Raw genomic sequence first — 17,062 nt, forward strand, 5'->3', positions numbered from 1 at the left:
GCTTCCCCTCCTCATCCTCGGGCCTGCACCTGTTTCCCGCTGTCGCCGTCGAGTACCACCTCCACCCCGGCGTGCACACCGTCGGAGCGGAGCGGCTCCGACACGTCCGCCGACGCGGCCAGCGCGGCCGGCAGCGCCCGGTCGACGTACTCGCAGAGCACGTGCGCCGAGACGAGGTGCAGTTCCTGCACCACCTGGCTGTCCGGTGAGGCGATGGCGAGCGCCTCGTGGCAGGCGTCGGCGAGGGGGTTGGGTGCGGGGCCGGTGAAGGCCCAGCAGCGTAGGCCGGTGTCGTGGGCGGCCTGGGCGGCGGTGAGGAGGTTGGGGCTGGTGCCGCTGGTGGACAGGAGTAGGAGGATGTCGCCGGGTCGGCCGTGGGCGCGGACCTGGCGGGCGAAGACGTGGTCGTAGTCGTAGTCGTTGGCGATGGCGGTGAGGGCGGAGGTTTCGGCGTGCAGGGCGATGGCGGACAGGGGTTGGCGGTCGTCGCGGAGTTTGCCGACGAGTTCGGCGGTGAGGTGTTGGGCTTCGGCGGCGCTGCCGCCGTTGCCGGCGACGAGCAGCCGGCCACCGGCCGCCAGCCGCCTCGCGAGGGTCTCACCCCACCGGGCGAGCAGGTGCTCGCACTCCCGGTACGGCAGCAGGGCCGCGGCCAGGTTCGCCAGGTGCGCGTCGAGCAGCCCCGCCATCAGGCCACCACCCGCGTCGGCCGGCGCGCCGCGGTCACCTCGCCGTAGACCTCCACCAGCCGCTCCGCGGTCGCCGCCCAGGAGTACCGCAGCCGGGCCCGTTCCTGCGCCGCCGTGGCGTACGCGAAACGGCGGATCCGGTCGTCGAGCAGGCCCTGGATCGCGGCGCCGAGCGCCCGCGGGTCCCGGGCCGGGACCAGGTCGCCGGTCACACCGTCGACGACCGTGTCCTTGATCCCGCCGACCGCGGTGCCGATCACCGGCACGCCGCAGGCCATCGCCTCCAGCGGGGTCAGCCCGAACGGCTCGTACCAGGGGGCCGCCACCAGGACGTCCGCGGACCGGTACCAGCGGCCCATCTCCTCGCGCGGCACCGCGCCGACCAGGCGGACCCGGTCGGCCACCCCGCACGTCCTCGCGAGCGCCCGCAGCCGCTGGGCGTACGGGTCGGTCTCCAACAGTCCGGCGGGCGGGCCGCCCACCACCACGCACTCGGCGTCGGGCACCAGCGCCATCGCCCGGATCACCGTCTGGAAGCCCTTGCGTTCCACGAGCCGGCCGACGGTCAGGACGCGCGCCCGCCCGGGCTCGCGGTCGGCGGCCGGCCCGAGCGGGGCGAAGGTGCTGAGGTTGACCCCGGAGGGGACCACGGTCATCCGGGACCGGGGCACACCCATCCGGACCAGCTCGCCGACCTCGTCCTGGCACTGCGCGATCACGCGGTCCACGGACCGGCCCAGCTCCCGCTCGTACGCCACCCGGCGGGCCGGGCTGGTGTCCTGCACGCCCTGGTACCGCCGCTTCACCGTGCCGAGCGCGTGGTACGTCTGCACCACGGGGATCCCGGTCTGCCGGCTCGCGGCGAGCGCGGCGAGGCCGCTCATCCAGAAGTGCGCGTGGACCACCTCGGGCACCCAGTCCCCGCCCCGCCACCGCTCGACGAGCCAGCGGCTGAACTCCTTCATGTGCGGCAGCAGCGCGTCCTTCACCACCGGCTCCGCCGGCCCGGCCGGCACGTGCACCACGTCGTACCCGTCCGGGCTGCGCACGGTGACCGGCAGGTCCACGGCGTCGCGCCGGGTGTAGACCCGTACGTCGTGGCCGGCGGCCGCGAGGGCGGCGGAGAGCTCCGCGACATGCGTGTTCTGGCCGCCGGCGTCCTCACCGCCGAGGATGGCGAGCGGGCTGGCGTGCTCCGAGATCATCGCGATGCGCATACTTCCTCCTCCAGCAGCCGGTCCCAGTCGGCGAGGAAACGGTCGAGGCCGTACCGGTCACGGGCGGCCGTCCGGGCCGCCGCGCCGGCATGCCGCGCGAGCTCCGGTTCGGCGATGAACCGCTCGGCGGCGTCCAACAGGGTCTGCGTCCGGGTGGCGAGGGCGCCCGCCCCCGGCGGTACGGCCATCACCGCCTCGGTGGTGGCGAGCGCGACGACCGGCATGCCGATCGCCATGGCCTCGATGAGGCTGAGGCCGAGGGAGGTCCAGCGGCACAGGTGCAGGTACGCCCGCCGCCGGGCCAGTTCCTCGTGCATGCGGGCCTGCGGCACGTCGTCGTGGCTGACCACCCGTTCGGGCGGGAGCCCGAGCGCGTCGGCGAGGCCGGCCACCTTCATCCCGAAGACGTCCAGCGGGGCGATCTCGGCGAACCGGGGCAGCAGGTCGGTGCCGGTGACACGCCAGCGACGCACCGGCTCGTTGATGACCACGGCGAGCCGGTCCAGTTCGCCGCTGTAGTCGACCCGGGGTGGCACGATGCCGTGGTCGACGACGGTGGTGCGGGTCGATCCGGTGTCCCAGAACAGCTCGTTGAAGCCGGTGACGTGGGCGATGAGCAGGTCGTCGCGGTCGGCCATGGGGTGGCGGCTGTTGGGGACGTTGCCGTCCTTGGGGGTGTTGTGTTCGACGTAGATGGCGGGGAGGTCGTGGCCGGGTCGGCGGCGTAGCCACTGTTGGGCGAGGTCGAGTTCTTCGGGGCGTTGGAGGATGACGAGGTCGACGTCGGTGTGGGGGAGCTGGTCGGGGGTGATTTCGGTGACGGTGTCGGGCCAGGGGTAGGTGCGGGCGCGGCCGAGGCCGTAGGGGCCGCGGTCGGGGGTGACGGGGACGAGGTAGTGGTGTCGGCCGTGGACGAACGCGGTGGTCCAGGAGCCGTGCACGTGCCACAGCAGGATGTTCATCGGGCGCTCCCGCCCGAGGCGGTCACCGCCACGCCCGCCGTGGCCCGGTCCGGGGTCACGCCCAGCAGGCGCAACGCCGCGACCACGTCGGCGGGCTGGATGCCGGCGAGGCAGGGGTGGCCGGGGACGGGGCAGGTGGCGGCGCGGGTGTCGCGGCAGGGGGCGGTGGGGTCGCCGAGGCGGACGGTGGGGACGCGGTAGGGGGCCCACTGGCCGAACGGGACGGTGGGGGCGAAGAGGCTCACCACGGGGGTGCCGACGGCGGCGGCCAGGTGCGCGGGCCCCGTGTTGCCCACCACCACGGCCGCCGCGTCCGCGATCACCCCGGCCAGTTCCGCCAACCCGGTACGACCCCCCAGGTCCACGCCGCCGGCACCGGCCACGGCGGCGGTCAGCTCCCGCTCCGCCGGTGTGCCGGTCACCACGACCCGGTGCCCGGCGTCGACGAGTGCCCGTCCGATGCCGACCGCCACCTCCGGGGGGCAGGCACGGCTGGGCACCGACGAGCCGGGGTGCAGCACCACGTAGCCCGGCGGCCCGACCGGCGACGGCGGCACCGCCTCGGGTCGCAGGTGGAGGGTGGGCTCCTCGTCGGCGGGCAGCCCGTACCCGGCGGCCGCCGCCAGGGACAGGGCCCGCTCCGGCTCCGGCACACCCGGGGGCACCCGGTGCCGCACGTCCAGCAGGCTGCCCGGGTAGTCGTCGCTGATCGCCGCGACCCGCGGCACACCCGCCATGCGCAGCAGCAACGCCATCGGCAACGGCGACTGATGGAACGAGGTGAAGATGACCGCCTCGTCCGCACCCACCGCCGCCAACCGCCCGACGAGGCCGCGCATGTCAGCCGGATCCACAGGCGCCGGAACAGGATCGATCCACGGCAACGGATGCTCGATCACCTCATCCACACCCGGCAACAGATCAGCCGCCGCCCGCCCCCGCGGACCACACACCAACACCACCCGATCCGCACCCGCCGCGACCGCCCGGACCGCCGGACCCGTCACCAACACATCCCCCACCGAATCCGCACGCACCACCACCACCGTGCCCCGCCCACCACCCGACACCGGCCACGGCGCCACCGCAGCCGGCGTCACCGCCGCCTGCCGCCGCAAAATCTCCTCCACCGCCGCAGGCAGATCCACCGCCGTCCACGCAGCGGCCGCCACCTCCTCCGCCCGCGTCACCGCCGTCGGCACCAACACCCCCGCCGCACCCGCCGCCGCAGCCGCCACGACATCCCGACCGATGTCACCCACCACCACACACCGGGCCGGCACCGTCCCCAAATCCGCCGCCGCCGCCCACACCAACCCCGGCGCCGGCTTACGACACCCACACCCATCCGCATCCTCGTGCGGACACACCCGCCACGTACCGAACGGCCCCAACAACTGCTCAACCCGCGCATGCACCGCCGCCATCTGCGACCCGCTGAACAAACCCCGCGCCACACCCGACTGGTTCGTCACCACCCCCAGCCGCAACCCCGCCGCCCGCAACCGATCCAACGCCGCCCGCACCCCCGGCAACGGCCGCACCTTCTCCGGATCACCGTTGAACGGCACGTCCTCCACCAACGTCCCGTCCCGATCCAGCAACACCGCGTCGAACAGGACCGGCCCGGCCGCGGCCCGGTCAGCACCGGAACAAGCCCCGGCTGACCTGCGCTGATCCGGCTCCACCTGGTCCTGTCGCACGGGCGGCGGGTTCCCGGCCCCCAGGGGAGTAAACGTCGTCCTCGGCGCGGCGACAGCGCCCACGCACGCCACGGCCGTCGCACGGCCGCCCGCGCAGGCCTTACCCGTCGCCCCGGAGAAGCTAACCCGCCCGGCCCGTTAGCCCCGCTCGCGGCCCGGGTATGGGGACCCAGTGGCGATTGTGGAGAAAGTGATCGACGCTCCCCCGCAGCGGGTCTTCGACGTGCTCGCCGACGGCTGGACGTACAGCGACTGGGTCGTCGGGACGGCGCACGTGCGGGACGTGGACGAGAACTGGCCCCAGGTCGGCAGCCAACTCCACCACCGGGCCGGGCCGTGGCCGTTCTCGTTGCAGGACGCCTCCACCGTGCTGCTCTGCGAGCCACCGCACCGGCTCGTCCTGCGGGCCGGCCTCTGGCCGGCCGGTGAGGCGATCGTGACGTTCACCCTCGATCCGGTGGACGGGAACGCCACCCGGGTGCGCATCGGCGAGGAGTTCGCGGCCGGCCCGCTGCGCTGGGTCCGCAACAAGCTCAACGACCTGGTACTGCACCTGCGCAACCGGGAGACCCTCAACCGGCTCTCCGACATCGCCACCCGCCAGAAGGACCAGCGATGACGCAGAGCGTGGTCGTCACCGGGGCGAGCGCGGGCGTGGGCCGCGCCGTCGCCCGCGCGTACGCCGCGCGGGGTGCCCGGGTCGCGCTGCTCGCCCGCGGCGAGGCCGGGCTGGCCGCCGCCGAACGGGACTGCCGCGAGCGGGGCGCCGCCGACGTGCGCACCTACCGGCTCGACGTGGCCGACGCCGCTGCCGTGCAGCACGCCGCGGACGACGTGGTGGCGCACTGGGGCGCGCTCGACGTCTGGGTGAACAACGCCATGGTCTCGGTCTTCGCCCCGACCTGGGAGGTCACCCCCGCCGAGTTCCGGCGCGTCACGGAGGTGAACTACCTGGGCACCGTGCACGGCACGCTCGCGGCGCTGCGTCACATGCGCGCGAGCGGGCGAGGCGCGATCGTGCAGGTCGGCTCGGCGCTGGCATACCGGGGCATCCCGCTGCAGGCCGCGTACTGCGCGACCAAGCACGCCATCCAGGGCTTCAACGACTCGCTGCGCGCCGAACTGCTGCACGACTGTCCGGCCGTGCGGCTGTCCATGGTGCAGCTGCCCGCCGTGAACACCCCGCAGTTCTCCTGGGTGCGCACCCGGCTGCCGCGGCACCCGCAGCCGGTGCCGCCGATCTTCACGCCCGAGCTGGCGGCCCGCGCCATCCTCTGGGCGGCCGACCGCGGGGTCCGGGAGCTGAACGTCGGCGGTCCCACCTGGCGGGCCCGTCTCGGTGACATGCTCGTGCCCGGTCTGCTGGACCGGAAACTGGCCCGGGACGGGTACGGCAGCCAGCAGACCGGCACCCGGGTGGACCCGTCACGCTGGCGGGACAACCTCGACCGCCCACGGGACGACGAGCGGGACCACGGCGCGGACGGGGTCTTCACCGACCAGGCGCGGAACCGGTCGGCGGCGCTGTGGGTGGGCACCCACAAGCGGGCGGTCTCCGGCCTCGCCCTCGCCGGGCTCGCCCTGGCCCTCGCCGGCGCGGCCGCCCGGCGCCTCTGACCCGACACGGACAGCGGACAGGCACGTCGGCGCAACCCTCCGATCGGGGGAGCCTTTATGCCACCGATACGTCAACTGGCTACCCTCTGAGAGACTCCATGTCCGCAAACCGAGGATGTCCGTCATGATCGAACCCGTGCAGTTGCCCGCGCCGTGGCGGGACGCACGCCTGACCGTCGTGGTGCCTACCTACAACGAGGCGGGGAACCTGCCGGTCCTGGTCGAGCGGCTCCTCGCCCTGCCGCTGCCGGGCCTGCGCGTGCTCGTCGCCGACGACAACTCGCCCGACGGCACCGGTGAGGTGGCGGACAAGCTGGCCATCGAGCACCCCGACCGGATCGAGGTGGTGCACCGGCCGGGCAAGGAGGGTCTCGGCCGGGCGTACGTGGACGGGATGGGACGCGCCCTGGACGGGGGCGCCGACTACGTGGCGCAGATGGACGCCGACCTCTCGCACCCGCCGGAGGCGCTGCCGGGCATGCTCGGGGCGCTCCTGTCGACGCAGGCCGGCGTGGTGATCGGCTCCCGGTACGTGCCGGGTGGCGAACTCGACGAGAACTGGCCGCTGTACCGGCGCGCGCTCAGCGGCTGGGCGAACCTCTACGTGCACACCCTGCTGCGCGTCCGCATCCGCGACCTCACGGCCGGCTTCAAGATCTGGCGGGCCGACGCGCTGCGCGACATCGGCCTCGAGCGGGTGCAGTCCAACGGCTACAGCTTCCAGGTCGAGATGCACTACCTCGCCACGAAGCTCGGGCACACCATCCTGGAGGTGCCGATCCGCTTCGAGGAACGCCGCGAGGGCGCCTCGAAGATGACGACCGCCACCAAGATCGAGAGCGCGCTCATGCCGTTCAAGCTGCGCAGCAAGCACCGCAACATCACCCGCTGAGCCCGGCCGTCGTCCGGCGCCCCCAGCCGGACGCGGCCCAGCCGGGCTTCCGCCGCCGCACGCCACCCCATGCCGCCGCACGCCGGAGCCGCCGACCGGCGGGGACGTGCCGGCGGCGCGGGTCAGCGGTACACGGCGCGCTGGGCCGCGCCCACGGCGGCCGCGTACACGCCGCCGGTGAACGCGCGGTCGCGGGCCAGCGCGGCGCGGGCCGCGTTCGCGCCGGGCGCGCCGTGCACTCCCCCGCCGGGATGCGCGGACGCGCTGGCCAGGTACAGCCGGTCCACCGGCGTGTCCGCCCGACCGAGGCCGGGAATCGGGCGCAGGAAGAGCTGCTGGTACGCCGCCGACGTGCCGCCGCCCACCGCGCCACCGACCAGGTTCGCGTCGCCCTTCTCCAGCTCGACCGGGCCGGCCACGTGCCGGCCGACGATGAGGCCGCGGAAGCCCGGCGCGGCCTCCTCCAGCACCCGTTCCATCCGCTCGACGTGCTGGGCGATCTCGTCCGCCCGCCAGTCCCGCCGGAACGGCAGGTGGGTGTACGACCAGAGGGACTCGGTGCCGGGCGGCGAGTGGCTCGGATCGGCGACGGTCATCTGCCCCACCAGCAGGAACGGGTCCTCCGGCAGCTCGCCGCGGGCCAGCGCGGCCGAGTAGCTGGTGAGCCCGTTCAGGTCGGCGCGCAGGTGCACCGTGCCGGCGGTGGCGAGGGCCCGGTTCGTCCACGGGACGGGCGCGGAGAGCGCCCAGTCGACCTTGAGCGTCGAGCCGTCCCAGCGGAAGTGCGCCAGGTCCTCCACGAGGCGGGGTGGCAGCGCCGCCGGGCCGACCAGGTCGAGGTAGAGCGCCGGGGCCGGCACGTCGGCGAGCACGGCGCGACGGGCCCGCCACAGCGCGCCGCCCACGGTGCGGACCCCCATGGCCCGGCCCCGCGCGGTCAGCACCCGGTCCACGCGCGCGCCGTAGAGGATCCGGCCGCCCCGCTCGGTGAGCCGGGCCACCAGCGCGTCGGTGATCCGTTGCGAGCCGCCCTCCGGCACCGGCCACCCGACCTGCTGGCCGAGCATGGTCAGCAGCCAGCCGTACACCCCGGAGCCGGCCTCCTCCGGGGACAGGTCGGTGTGCAGGGCGCAGCCGGCCAGCAGCGCGGGCCCGCCCTCGCCGTCGAAGAGTTCGTCGGTGAGCTTGCGGACGGGCACCACCAGCCGCCGGGCCAGCCGCAGCGCGCCGGAGATCCGCATCCGGCGGAGCAGGGTGAGGCCGCCGCGTACCGGCGGGAACGGAGAGGTGATCGTCTCCAGCATCGGCTCGGCGACCTCGGTCCAGTCGCCGTACGCCGTCAGCCAGCGTTTGCCGTCGCCGGGCGCGAACGCGTCCAGCGACGCGGCCGTGACCTCGGGATCCCGGTTGAGCACGGCGGCGCGGCCGTCGGGCAGCAGGTGGGCCAGCACGTCGGGGGCGTGGCGCCAGGTGAGCCCGTACCGGCCGAGGTCGAGCCGGCGCAGCACCGGCGAGGCGTACGCCAGGGGGTAGAACGAGCTGTAGAGGTCGCTCAGGTAGCCGGGTGCCGTGACCTCGGCGGAGCGGACGGCGCCGCCGGGCGTGGCGCTCGCCTCCAGCACCACCACCTCCCAGCCGGCGTCCGCGAGCATGTTGGCGGCCACCAGACCGTTGTGGCCGGCCCCGACGACGACGGCGTCCGCGCTCTCCGCGCCGGTGGGAGTCATCCGATCCGCCTACCCGGCGTCGAACCGGGCGAAACGCGTTTGCGTCGCCGGGGCCGGGGCATCCACCGGCACATGTACACGGTTGCGCAGCTGATAGGTGGGGTCTGGGGCGCTGGCGGCGAGGAGGGCGAGCTGGTCGTGCACGACCCGGCGGACGGCTCTCCGGTCAGCTCGGCGCCGGTGGCGACGGCCGACGTGGTCGGCAAGGCGGTGGAGGCGGCCCGGGAGGTCGAGGCGGAGTGGGCCGGTACGGCGCCCGCGGAACGGGCGGCGGCGCTGCACCGCGCCGCCGACGCCGTCGAGGCCGTCACGGACGAGCTGGCCGCGGCGGTCACCGCCGAGATGGGCAAGCCGCTGGCGGACGCGCGCGGCGGCGTGGAGGCGGGCATCGGCACGCTGCGACAGTACGCCGAACTCGGTCCGGTGCGGGGCGGGCGGACCCTGCACGGCGGCCACCACGCGCTCGACTTCATGGTGCCGCAGCCCCGGGGCGTCGTCGCCGCGATCACCCCCTGGAACGACCCGGTGGCGGTCTCCTGCGGCCTGCTGGGCGCGGCGCTCGTCACCGGCAACGTGGTGGTCTACAAGCCGAGCGAGCGGACGCCGGCCGCCGGCTGGCTGCTGGCGCGGGCGCTGGACAGCGCCCTGCCGCCGGGCGTCCTCTCGCTGGTCACCGGCGGCGCGGAGACCGGGGCGGCACTCGCCGCTCAGCCGGTGGACGTGGTGGCGCACGTGGGCTCGACGGCGACCGGCCGGGCGATCGCCGCCTCGGCGGCCCGCACCGGCGCCAAGGTGCTGCTGGAGAACGGCGGAAGCGACCCGCTGATCGTCGACGCCGACGTCGACCCGATCTGGGCCGCCCGCGAGGCCGCGACGGGCGCCTTCGCCAACGCCGGCCAGATCTGCGTGGCGGTCGAGCGCATCTACGTCCACCGGGACGTCGCCGACGACTTCGTGGCGGCGTTGGTGAAGCGCGCCAGCGAGCTGCGGATGGGGCCGGGGCGGGACCCGGCGACCGAACTCGGCCCGCTGGTCGACCGGCGGCACCGGGACCACGTGCACGGCCAGGTCACCGCCGCCGTGGCCCAGGGCGCGCGGATCCTCACCGGCGGCACGCTGCCGGACGGGCCGGGCGCGTTCTACCCGGCCACGGTCGTGGCCGACTGCCGCCACGACATGCCGCTGGTGCGCGACGAGACGTTCGGGCCGGTCGCCCCGGTGGTGGTGGTCGACTCCTTCAGCGAGGCGCTGCGGTGCGCCGCCGACTCCCCGTACGGGCTGGCCGCCACCGTGCTCACCGGGTCGATGAGCCACGCCCACCGGGCCTGGCGGGAACTGCCGGTCGGCACCGTGAAGGTGAACGCGGTCTTCGGGGGCGCGCCGGGCGGCGCCGCCCACCCGCGCCGCGGCAGCGGCCAGGGCTTCGGGTACGGCCCGGAGCTGCTCGACGAGTTCACCGCCACGAAGGCCGTGCACATCGAGGCGCCGGGGCGCGGGCACTGGTGACGCGCAAGGGTGGCCGTCCCGTGGGACGGCCACCCTTTCCGACGGTCAGCGGCTCCGCGCCTTGGCGGTCTGCCGGTTGTTGGCCTTCTGGATGGCCTTGACCAGTTCCGGCTTGTTCATCCGGGACCGGCCGGGGACGTCCAGCTTGCGGGCGACCTTCATGAGGTGGTCCTTGGTCGCGTTCGCGTCCACCCCGCCGGCGGTCGGCGCGCGCCGCGCCGGCCCGCCCCCGGCCGCCTGCCGGTCACTGGGGCCCTTGCGGCCCTTCGGCTCCCAGTGGTCGCCGACCTTCTCGAACTGGTTCTTCACCGCGGCGAAGGCGGTTCGGTGCGCCCGCTCCCCCTCGCCGTACGTCTCCACCGCCGAGTCGTGCGTCTTCTCCCAGGTGCGCTGGGCCTTCGCCGGGGAGCGCCGCAGCGTGCTGGGCAGTACCTCGCGCCCGGGCATCTCGTCCTCCTCCGCGTCGATGGGTCTGCTTGGTCTGCATTGACCGTTCCCGCTGGCGAGGGGGCGCAAACCGGGGGCGCGCCACCGGCGGGCCGTCCAACCGCCGGACCGGCCGGCGCGGTCGGTCCGGCGGAACGCCCCTCGCCGGCGGAACCGGTCGTTTGCCGCCATCGGCCGCGGGGTACCGGCCGGGCCAACGAAGCGGACGGACGCCGCGACAGCCGGGCACAGGGGGCGGGACATGGCGACGACGGAACCCGGCGTGGCGCTCGACGGTCGGCGCGGGCTGCGCCTGCCCCGCAGGATCCGGCAGCTGAGCTGGCGGACCTGGCGGGGCGTGCTGGTGCGCAGCGCCCGCAACTTCGTCCGGGACAACTGCGCCGACTGGGCCGCCGCGCTCACCTACTACGGGGTGCTGGCGCTCTTCCCGTCCGCCATCGTGGTCGTCTCCCTGGTCGGGCTGGTCTCCGACGGCGAGCGGACCGTGGACACCGTGCTGGACCTGTTCCGGCAGGTGGGCGCCGGCTCGGTCGTCGCGAACGAGGGGTTCGTCGGCGCGGTGCGGGAGGTGGTCGAGCAGGAGAGCTCGGCGAAGGTGCTGTTGAGCTTCGGTCTGCTCGGCGCGCTGTGGTCGGCCTCCGGGTACATCGGCGCGTTCACCCGCGCCTCCAACGCGATCTACGGCGTGCGGGAGGGGCGGCCGTTCTGGAAGCTGCGGCCGTTGCAGATCGGGCTCGCCGGGCTCTCCCTGCTGCTCCTCGCCGTGGTCGCCACGGGGCTGATCGTCAGCGGCCCGGTCGCCGACGCCGTCGGTGACCTGGTGGGCGCGGGCGGTGTGGCCCGCACGGTGTGGCGCGTGTTCCGGTGGCCGGTGCTCGCCCTGATCATGATGGCGCTGTTGTCGCTGCTGTTCTGGATCGCCCCGAACGTGCGCCAACCCCGTTTCCGCTGGCTCACCCCCGGGGGCGCGGTGGAGCTCGCCGCCTGGGTGGTGGCCTCCTTCGGGTTCGGCCTGTACGTGGCCAACTTCGGCTCGTACGACGCCACGTACGGCAGCCTCGGCGCCGTCATCGCCTTCCTGGTCTGGCTCTACCTGTCCAACTCGGCACTCATGTTCGGCGTGCAGATCAACGCCGAACTGCAGCGTGGCCGGCGCCTGCAGGCCGGTGCGCCGGCGACCGAGGAGCCCGTGCTGCCGCCCCGGGCCCCGGCCGGTTCGTGACCGCCTGCCGGTTTGACGCCGGTGCCTCCGGGTAGCGCAGAAGGCATGGAGCGTGGCAACAGCAAGCACGGACCGAGGCTGGACGAACAGCTGAGCCAGGAGGTCCACGGCCTCGTGCAGGGGCCCGGGACCGGCGGCTCACGGGTCGACGAGGCCCGGGTGCCCGAACCCGCGGGCGAGGACCAGCCGGAGGCGACCACGGCGCCGGCCGGCGAGCTGCGGACCGGCGCCCCCAAGGGGATGAGTTCCCAGGACGTCGAGCAGCGGAGCCGGCTCGGGCGGTTCATCACGATGAACGCGCTGCCGGGTGACCGGGAGACGTTGATCGCCAACGCCCGGGACAACGACGCGCCGGACGACATCATCGCCGCGCTGCAGACGCTGCCCGACGGCACCCGGTACCAGACCGTCTCCGAGGTCTGGGCCGCGCTCGGCAACAAGAACGAGACGACTCGCTGGTGAGTCGGGGCGATCCCGACCGGTCACCGGCGAAGACGAGGAGGATGCCCTGATGAGTGGCGTTACCGAACACGTGGACGTGGCCGTCCCGGTGCGGACCGCGTACGACCAGTGGACCCAGTTCGAGGAGTTCCCGAACTTCATGGAGGGCGTGCAGGAGGTCCGGCAGCTGTCGGACACGATGACCCACTGGACGGTCGAGATCGCCGGGGTGAAGCGCGAGTTCGACGCCGAGATCACCGAGCAGCTGCCCGACGAGCGGGTCGCCTGGCGGTCCACCGGCGGCACCCAGCAGGCCGGCGTGGTGACCTTCCACCGCCTGGACCCGGACCACACCCGCGTCACCCTCCAGCTCGAGTTCGAGCCGCAGGGCGTGGTCGAGCAGGCCGGCGACAAGCTGGGCATCGTGGACCGGCGCGCCAAGGGCGACCTGGAGCGCTTCAAGACGTTCATCGAGCGGCGCGGCCAGGAGACCGGTGCCTGGCGCGGCAAGGTGGACCGCCCCCAGCCGTGACATCCCCCGCGACGACGCTTCCGATGGCCGCCGGCAGGACCGGCGGCCATCGTCGTGCGCGCCGCCGCGGGCGTACGCGCCGGCGGCGTGCCGCTGTTTGCGATCACCACGCCCGGGTACCGCGAAGGTATGAGCGACGAGAAGAAGGTGTGGCGGGACGAGGAACGGACTCCGCTGGAGGAACTGGACCGTGCCGTCGCCCGGTCCACCCTCGACGGGCAGGCCGACGACGTCACCGCCAACGACGCCGGCGAGGAGGCGGCGTTCGGCCACGGGCCGGAGGCCGCGGACCGGGGCGGCCAGGCCGCCGGCGCCGGGCGGGAGCCGACCGACCGGGACCGGGCGTACCGCCCGTCGACGACCGGACGCACCGGCCCGGACACCCTCTAGAGCCGCCGCCCCTCGTGGGCGGCGGTGGCCCTCAGGCGTCGGTGCGGGCCCCCTGGACCGGCCGGCGGGTGGCCGCCGCGTGCAGGGCGATCAGCGCGACGGCGAGGACCAGGAGCGCCGGCCCCAGCGCCTCCACCGAGGTGTGCGAGATGAGGATCCCGATCCCGGACGGGACCAGCGCCGCACCCAGCGACGACGTGCCGATCTGCAGGCCGATGGTCCGGTCCGCGTGCGCCGCGCCGACCCGCTCGACGGTGGTGAGCGTCAGCAGCGGGAACACCGGTGCGGCGGCGAAGCCGACCACCACGATCCCCACCACCGCCACCCAGGCGGGCGCCGGGACGGCGATCAACGCGGCGCCGGCCGCCATGCCGAGCAGGCTGGCACGCAGCACCCGGGGCGCCCCCCACCGCTCGGCCACCACCCCCTGCACGACGCGCCCCACGAAGAGGCTCCCCCAGTAGGCCGAGACCCCGAGGCCGGCGACCGCCGCGGCGAGCCCTCGCCCCTCGGTGAGCAGCAGGAACGCCCAGAGGCCCGTGGCCACCTCGACGGCCACGTACACGGCGAAGGCGAGCATCCCCAGCCAGACGGCCGGCAGGCGCAGCGTCTCCCGCACCGGGACCGGTCGGGCCACCGGCGCGGCGGGCTCGACGGCGACCCCCACGGCGGCGGCCGGCGCGGCGGGTTCGGCCGCCGGCCCGGCACCGTCCGTGGCGGCCGCGGACCCGGCAGCCGAGGGACCGACGCCGGCGGCCGGGCCCGAGGTCGCGGGATCGGCGGACGGGTCGACGACCGCGGGCGCGGCCTCCGGGCCGACCGGTGTCCGCTCCCGCCAGGCCCGTGCGCTGAGCGCGAACGCGGTGGCCAGCGCGAGCTGGGCGGCCGCCACGATCCCGTACCCCCAGCGCCAGCCCAGACCGGCGCCCAGCACGCCCGTCATGATGAGGGGGCCGATGGCCACGCCGAGGCCGAAGAACGCGTGCATCCAGTTCATGTGCCGCGGTCCGAACGCGCCGGCCGCGTACGCGTTGAGCCCAGAGTCGATCGCCCCGGAGCCGAGCCCGAGCACCAGCGCGGCGCCGACCACCACGGTCAGCCCGGGGCTCGTCCCGTACCCGGTCAGCGCGAGCGCGGCCAGCAGGGTGCTGCCGGCCAGCAGCCAGCCGACGCCGAGCCGGGCGAGCGTGAAGCCGGCCAGCACGCTCGAGGTCAGGTAGCCGGCCGTGCCGGCGGCGAGCACCAGGCCGACCGCCTCGGTCGGTACGCCGAAGTCGGCGCGGATCGACGGCCAGCCCACGCCGATCAGGCCGTCGGGCAGGCCGAGGCTGACGAAGGCGAGGTAGGCCAGCAGGAGCAGGGCGGCCCGGGGCCGAGCGGGGGTGGTCGACACGGAGCACCATCCTCCGCCCTCCCCCGCCGGTGGACCGGGGCGGGTCCCCCGTCACGCGGACCGGGGAGATCCCCGTCACGCGGACCGGGGCCGGGTCCCCCGTTACGACAGAAAGTGGCGTCCGGACGGTCCGGAAAACGGACGCTCCGCACAGAATCGGCCGAACGGGGGACGGCAATCGGCCCGTGTCGCGTAAGACTTTCGGGATGCGACAAGGCTCCGGCATCCTCACCACGCGTCAGCGTCGCCTGGCCTGGCTCGGCTTCGTGCTGGCCGCCCTCCAGGCGCCCGTCTCCGCCTGGCTCGTCTCCGACGACTCGTGGCTGTTCAGCCTCTGCGTCGCGTTGATGGTGGCCACGTTGATCATCGCCGACGACGCCGCCCGGCGGCGGCCGGCCGAGGCCCGCTCCGGCGACTAGTACGTGACGCCGGGGCGCGCCTCGTGTCCCGGGAGGCCCCGGGTGCGCCGCCGCTCCTTCATCTCCGCCTCGTAGAGGTGCCGCCGGCCGCCGACCAGCCGTTCGCGTGCGTCACGGTCCACGTCACGGAAGAGCGCGTAGTAGCCGTCGTCGAAGTCCTCGACGATCTGGAACGTCCAGCGCCCGGCGATGACGTTGCGCCCCAGCAGCTCGGTGGCGATCCGCTCGGCGATGTCCGGGTGCCCGGCGGCGCGGAACATCTCGACCGCGTCGTCCAGCATCAGGTCGGCGTGCCCGACCAGTTGGTGCAGCGAGTAGAGGTGGCCGCGTACGCGCTCCACGCACTCCAGCGCCTCGCTGAGCTTGCCCAGCGCCGCCACGGTCTCGTCGCTGACCCCCGGCGGCCGCCGGTGCCGGTCGTCGGGCCCGTCCTGCTGCGCCATAGCACCCCTCCCTGCTGCCGCACCGGTGGCCGACCCCACACCGTCCGCGCGGCCGAAGACGGCCGCGGAACGGGATGGCTAGCCTCCTTCCCCATGCGTGTGCCGTTCAACCGGGTCACCTCCGCCGTCGACTCGGCGCGGTCCACCCTCACCGCCCTCGCCGACGCCCTCGGCGCCGACGGGCTCGCCGCCGCGGCCCGGTGCCCCGGCCTGCTCGCCACCGTCGACCAGCACGCCGCCGCCGTACGGGACAGCCTGGAGGCCGACGACCGGCCGCTGACGCCGGCCGCCCTCGCCGGCTACGTCGAGGGCGTCAGCGCGGCGGCGCGCGACCACGGCTGGACGCCGCCGACCGGTCCGGTCGACTGGTCCGACCCTGACTGGCTGCTCACCCGGCTGCTCGCGGTGCACGCGCTGGCCCAGGACCTCGACGGCGCCGGGCACCCCGCCGACGCGGCCTGACCCGACGGCCCCGGGCACCCGCGACGCGCGCCCACCTCGGCCCCACGCCCTGCGCGACGCCGGCCGCCGGGCGCTACGTACCACAGCGGCGGGGCGGGTCACGTCACCGGCCGTACCACCGCGTCTCGTCCCCCACCTCGCGCGTCTCGTCGCCCAACCCGCGCGTCTCGTCGGCCACCGCGCCCGCCCGGTAGATCCGCCCGCCGGGCGCGGCGGACCCCCGCGCCGCCTGCGTCCGCTCGGTCGGCTCGGCCATCTGCCGCTCGACGTCGGCGCGCCCCACCGCGGCGGCCCGCCTCCGCTCCCGCACCGCCCGGGACTCCGCGGCCGCGCGGTCGAGCCAGCGGTCCCAGCGGGCCTGCATCGGCTTCACGAGGCCACCGCCCACCCCGACGACGAGGATCCCCGACACCGTGGCGAGGAACGCGATCAGCACCGGCGTGGTGACCGTGGTCGCGATGCCCACCTGGTTGAGCGCCGCGATCACCCCCAGCGCGATCACGAAGACGGCCGTCAGGTCGGCCAGCACCCGCCCGTACGACAGGCCGCCCAGGGCGCCGCGCACCAGGTCACGGACGGCGTTGGCGATAGCCGCCGCCACCACCACGATGACGATCGCCACGAACGCCCGGGGCAGCCACGCCACCACTCCCCGGATCAGGTCGCTGATCGGGTTCGGTCCCCAGACGCCGAACGCGAACTGCAACGTGAACAGCAGCACCGCGTAGTAGGCGAGCTTCGCGAGGATGTCGCTCGCGTCGTACCGGGTGCGTTCGAGGGCGCGCCGCAGACCGCCCCGCTCCACCGCCCGGTCGAAGCCCACCCGTTCCAGCACGGTGTCCACGATCTTCAGGACGACCCGGGCCACGAGCCAGCCCACCACCAGGATCACCACGAACGCCACGGCCTTCGGGACGAACAGGAGCACCTCCCGCCACGCGTCCGACACGGCGTCGCCGACGTCGGCCTGCCGCAACGCGACGTTTCCCCCCATGACGGC

The 17,062-nt window shown here is 74.9% G+C and carries 19 protein-coding genes; 10 read left to right on the plus strand and 9 right to left on the minus strand.

The features are described 5' to 3' along the window. Window positions 1-11 precede the first annotated feature (11 nt). Genes OG994_RS14000 through OG994_RS14015 form a run of 4 tightly spaced genes read right to left on the minus strand, consistent with a single transcriptional unit; the run spans window position 12 to window position 4,475 of the window. Window positions 12-689, minus strand: a complete 678-nt coding sequence (locus tag OG994_RS14000; protein ID WP_120328770.1) for a D-sedoheptulose-7-phosphate isomerase — start codon at window positions 687-689, stop codon at window positions 12-14. After that, entirely contained in the window at window positions 689-1,906 is a 1,218-nt protein-coding gene (locus OG994_RS14005; RefSeq protein ID WP_328853499.1) for a glycosyltransferase, read from the minus strand. The genes OG994_RS14000 and OG994_RS14005 overlap by 1 nt, the downstream gene beginning before the upstream one ends. Further along, on the minus strand, window positions 1,891-2,868 hold the full coding sequence (locus tag OG994_RS14010) for a glycosyltransferase (protein WP_328853500.1): 978 nt from the start codon (window positions 2,866-2,868) through the stop codon (window positions 1,891-1,893). Before OG994_RS14010 ends, OG994_RS14005 begins: the two co-directional genes overlap by 16 nt. Beyond that, complete coding sequence (locus tag OG994_RS14015) at window positions 2,865-4,475, minus strand: HAD-IIIA family hydrolase (protein WP_328853720.1); 1,611 nt, start codon at window positions 4,473-4,475, stop codon at window positions 2,865-2,867. Before OG994_RS14015 ends, OG994_RS14010 begins: the two co-directional genes overlap by 4 nt. 286 nt (window positions 4,476-4,761) lie before the next feature. Between OG994_RS14015 and OG994_RS14020 the strand changes: the two genes are divergently transcribed. The 3 genes from OG994_RS14020 to OG994_RS14030 all read left to right on the plus strand — a co-directional run bounded on the left by OG994_RS14020 (window position 4,762) and on the right by OG994_RS14030 (window position 7,080). Then, window positions 4,762-5,190 (plus strand): SRPBCC family protein, encoded by a 429-nt coding sequence (locus OG994_RS14020; protein ID WP_328853501.1) that lies wholly within the window; start codon window positions 4,762-4,764, stop codon window positions 5,188-5,190. After that, entirely contained in the window at window positions 5,187-6,188 is a 1,002-nt protein-coding gene (locus OG994_RS14025) for an SDR family oxidoreductase (RefSeq protein WP_120328775.1), read from the plus strand. Before OG994_RS14020 ends, OG994_RS14025 begins: the two co-directional genes overlap by 4 nt. A 124-nt stretch (window positions 6,189-6,312) precedes the next feature. Further along, a complete protein-coding gene (locus tag OG994_RS14030; RefSeq protein WP_120328776.1) occupies window positions 6,313-7,080 on the plus strand; it encodes a polyprenol monophosphomannose synthase in 768 nt (255 codons plus the stop codon). Between the two features lie 122 nt (window positions 7,081-7,202). Here OG994_RS14030 and OG994_RS14035 read toward each other — a convergent pair whose 3' ends face one another. After that, a complete protein-coding gene (locus tag OG994_RS14035; protein WP_120328777.1) occupies window positions 7,203-8,807 on the minus strand; it encodes a phytoene desaturase family protein in 1,605 nt (534 codons plus the stop codon). Window positions 8,808-8,879: 72 nt separating this feature from the next. On the opposite strand from OG994_RS14035, the gene OG994_RS14040 reads away from it, so the two are divergent. Further along, window positions 8,880-10,313: an aldehyde dehydrogenase family protein gene (locus OG994_RS14040; RefSeq protein WP_120328897.1), complete on the plus strand. Its 1,434-nt coding sequence runs from the start codon at window positions 8,880-8,882 to the stop codon at window positions 10,311-10,313. Between the two features lie 45 nt (window positions 10,314-10,358). On the opposite strand, the gene OG994_RS14045 is transcribed toward OG994_RS14040, so the two are convergent. After that, complete coding sequence (locus OG994_RS14045) at window positions 10,359-10,760, minus strand: ChaB family protein (protein ID WP_120328778.1); 402 nt, start codon at window positions 10,758-10,760, stop codon at window positions 10,359-10,361. A gap of 241 nt (window positions 10,761-11,001) precedes the next feature. Here OG994_RS14045 and OG994_RS14050 point away from each other — a divergent pair, with 241 nt between their 5' ends. The 4 genes from OG994_RS14050 to OG994_RS14065 all read left to right on the plus strand — a co-directional run bounded on the left by OG994_RS14050 (window position 11,002) and on the right by OG994_RS14065 (window position 13,345). Further along, window positions 11,002-11,982, plus strand: a complete 981-nt coding sequence (locus OG994_RS14050; RefSeq protein ID WP_328853502.1) for a YihY/virulence factor BrkB family protein — start codon at window positions 11,002-11,004, stop codon at window positions 11,980-11,982. 45 nt (window positions 11,983-12,027) lie between these two features. Continuing rightward, window positions 12,028-12,444 carry a DUF2795 domain-containing protein gene (locus OG994_RS14055; RefSeq protein ID WP_328853503.1) on the plus strand — a complete coding sequence of 139 codons (417 nt, stop codon included), beginning with the start codon at window positions 12,028-12,030 and terminating at the stop codon, window positions 12,442-12,444. A gap of 49 nt (window positions 12,445-12,493) precedes the next feature. Then, window positions 12,494-12,955: an SRPBCC family protein gene (locus OG994_RS14060; protein WP_120328781.1), complete on the plus strand. Its 462-nt coding sequence runs from the start codon at window positions 12,494-12,496 to the stop codon at window positions 12,953-12,955. Window positions 12,956-13,084: 129 nt separating this feature from the next. After that, the gene (locus OG994_RS14065; RefSeq protein ID WP_120328898.1) at window positions 13,085-13,345 is read left to right on the plus strand and encodes a hypothetical protein; all 261 of its coding nucleotides are present in this window, start codon (window positions 13,085-13,087) and stop codon (window positions 13,343-13,345) included. Window positions 13,346-13,376: 31 nt separating this feature from the next. Here the strand turns inward: OG994_RS14065 and OG994_RS14070 are convergent, their stop codons facing one another. Then, on the minus strand, window positions 13,377-14,738 hold the full coding sequence (locus OG994_RS14070; RefSeq protein WP_328853504.1) for an MFS transporter: 1,362 nt from the start codon (window positions 14,736-14,738) through the stop codon (window positions 13,377-13,379). 206 nt (window positions 14,739-14,944) lie between these two features. Between OG994_RS14070 and OG994_RS14075 the strand changes: the two genes are divergently transcribed. Next, window positions 14,945-15,157, plus strand: a complete 213-nt coding sequence (locus OG994_RS14075) for a hypothetical protein (protein WP_328853505.1) — start codon at window positions 14,945-14,947, stop codon at window positions 15,155-15,157. Here OG994_RS14075 and OG994_RS14080 read toward each other — a convergent pair. Further along, a complete protein-coding gene (locus OG994_RS14080) occupies window positions 15,154-15,600 on the minus strand; it encodes a hypothetical protein (RefSeq protein WP_120328784.1) in 447 nt (148 codons plus the stop codon). The two genes, OG994_RS14075 and OG994_RS14080, sit on opposite strands and share 4 nt — an antisense overlap. Before the next feature lie 93 nt (window positions 15,601-15,693). Here OG994_RS14080 and OG994_RS14085 point away from each other — a divergent pair, with 93 nt between their 5' ends. Next, entirely contained in the window at window positions 15,694-16,062 is a 369-nt protein-coding gene (locus OG994_RS14085; RefSeq protein WP_120328785.1) for a DUF6401 family natural product biosynthesis protein, read from the plus strand. A 103-nt stretch (window positions 16,063-16,165) separates the two neighbouring features. Here the strand turns inward: OG994_RS14085 and OG994_RS14090 are convergent, their stop codons facing one another. After that, window positions 16,166-17,056 (minus strand): mechanosensitive ion channel family protein, encoded by an 891-nt coding sequence (locus OG994_RS14090; RefSeq protein WP_328853506.1) that lies wholly within the window; start codon window positions 17,054-17,056, stop codon window positions 16,166-16,168. Between the last annotated feature and the right edge of the window lie 6 nt (window positions 17,057-17,062).

Origin of the sequence: Micromonospora globbae, assembly GCF_036184225.1 — a bacterium.
In the GTDB taxonomy this organism is placed as follows: Bacteria; Actinomycetota; Actinomycetes; order Mycobacteriales; family Micromonosporaceae; genus Micromonospora; species Micromonospora globbae.

Excerpts from the sequence above, each read along its gene's own strand:
- OG994_RS14000 (WP_120328770.1), bottom strand. The coding sequence starts at position 689 with ATGGCGGGGCTGCTCGACGCGCACCTGGCGAACCTGGCCGCGGCCCTG.
- OG994_RS14005 (WP_328853499.1), bottom strand. The coding sequence starts at position 1,906 with ATGCGCATCGCGATGATCTCGGAGCACGCCAGCCCGCTCGCCATCCTC.
- OG994_RS14010 (WP_328853500.1), bottom strand. The coding sequence starts at position 2,868 with ATGAACATCCTGCTGTGGCACGTGCACGGCTCCTGGACCACCGCGTTC.
- OG994_RS14025 (WP_120328775.1), top strand. The coding sequence starts at position 5,187 with ATGACGCAGAGCGTGGTCGTCACCGGGGCGAGCGCGGGCGTGGGCCGC.
- OG994_RS14030 (WP_120328776.1), top strand. The coding sequence starts at position 6,313 with ATGATCGAACCCGTGCAGTTGCCCGCGCCGTGGCGGGACGCACGCCTG.
- OG994_RS14035 (WP_120328777.1), bottom strand. The coding sequence starts at position 8,807 with ATGACTCCCACCGGCGCGGAGAGCGCGGACGCCGTCGTCGTCGGGGCC.
- OG994_RS14040 (WP_120328897.1), top strand. The coding sequence starts at position 8,880 with ATGTACACGGTTGCGCAGCTGATAGGTGGGGTCTGGGGCGCTGGCGGC.
- OG994_RS14045 (WP_120328778.1), bottom strand. The coding sequence starts at position 10,760 with ATGCCCGGGCGCGAGGTACTGCCCAGCACGCTGCGGCGCTCCCCGGCG.
- OG994_RS14050 (WP_328853502.1), top strand. The coding sequence starts at position 11,002 with ATGGCGACGACGGAACCCGGCGTGGCGCTCGACGGTCGGCGCGGGCTG.
- OG994_RS14055 (WP_328853503.1), top strand. The coding sequence starts at position 12,028 with ATGGAGCGTGGCAACAGCAAGCACGGACCGAGGCTGGACGAACAGCTG.
- OG994_RS14060 (WP_120328781.1), top strand. The coding sequence starts at position 12,494 with ATGAGTGGCGTTACCGAACACGTGGACGTGGCCGTCCCGGTGCGGACC.
- OG994_RS14065 (WP_120328898.1), top strand. The coding sequence starts at position 13,085 with ATGAGCGACGAGAAGAAGGTGTGGCGGGACGAGGAACGGACTCCGCTG.
- OG994_RS14075 (WP_328853505.1), top strand. The coding sequence starts at position 14,945 with ATGCGACAAGGCTCCGGCATCCTCACCACGCGTCAGCGTCGCCTGGCC.
- OG994_RS14080 (WP_120328784.1), bottom strand. The coding sequence starts at position 15,600 with ATGGCGCAGCAGGACGGGCCCGACGACCGGCACCGGCGGCCGCCGGGG.
- OG994_RS14085 (WP_120328785.1), top strand. The coding sequence starts at position 15,694 with ATGCGTGTGCCGTTCAACCGGGTCACCTCCGCCGTCGACTCGGCGCGG.
- OG994_RS14090 (WP_328853506.1), bottom strand. The coding sequence starts at position 17,056 with ATGGGGGGAAACGTCGCGTTGCGGCAGGCCGACGTCGGCGACGCCGTG.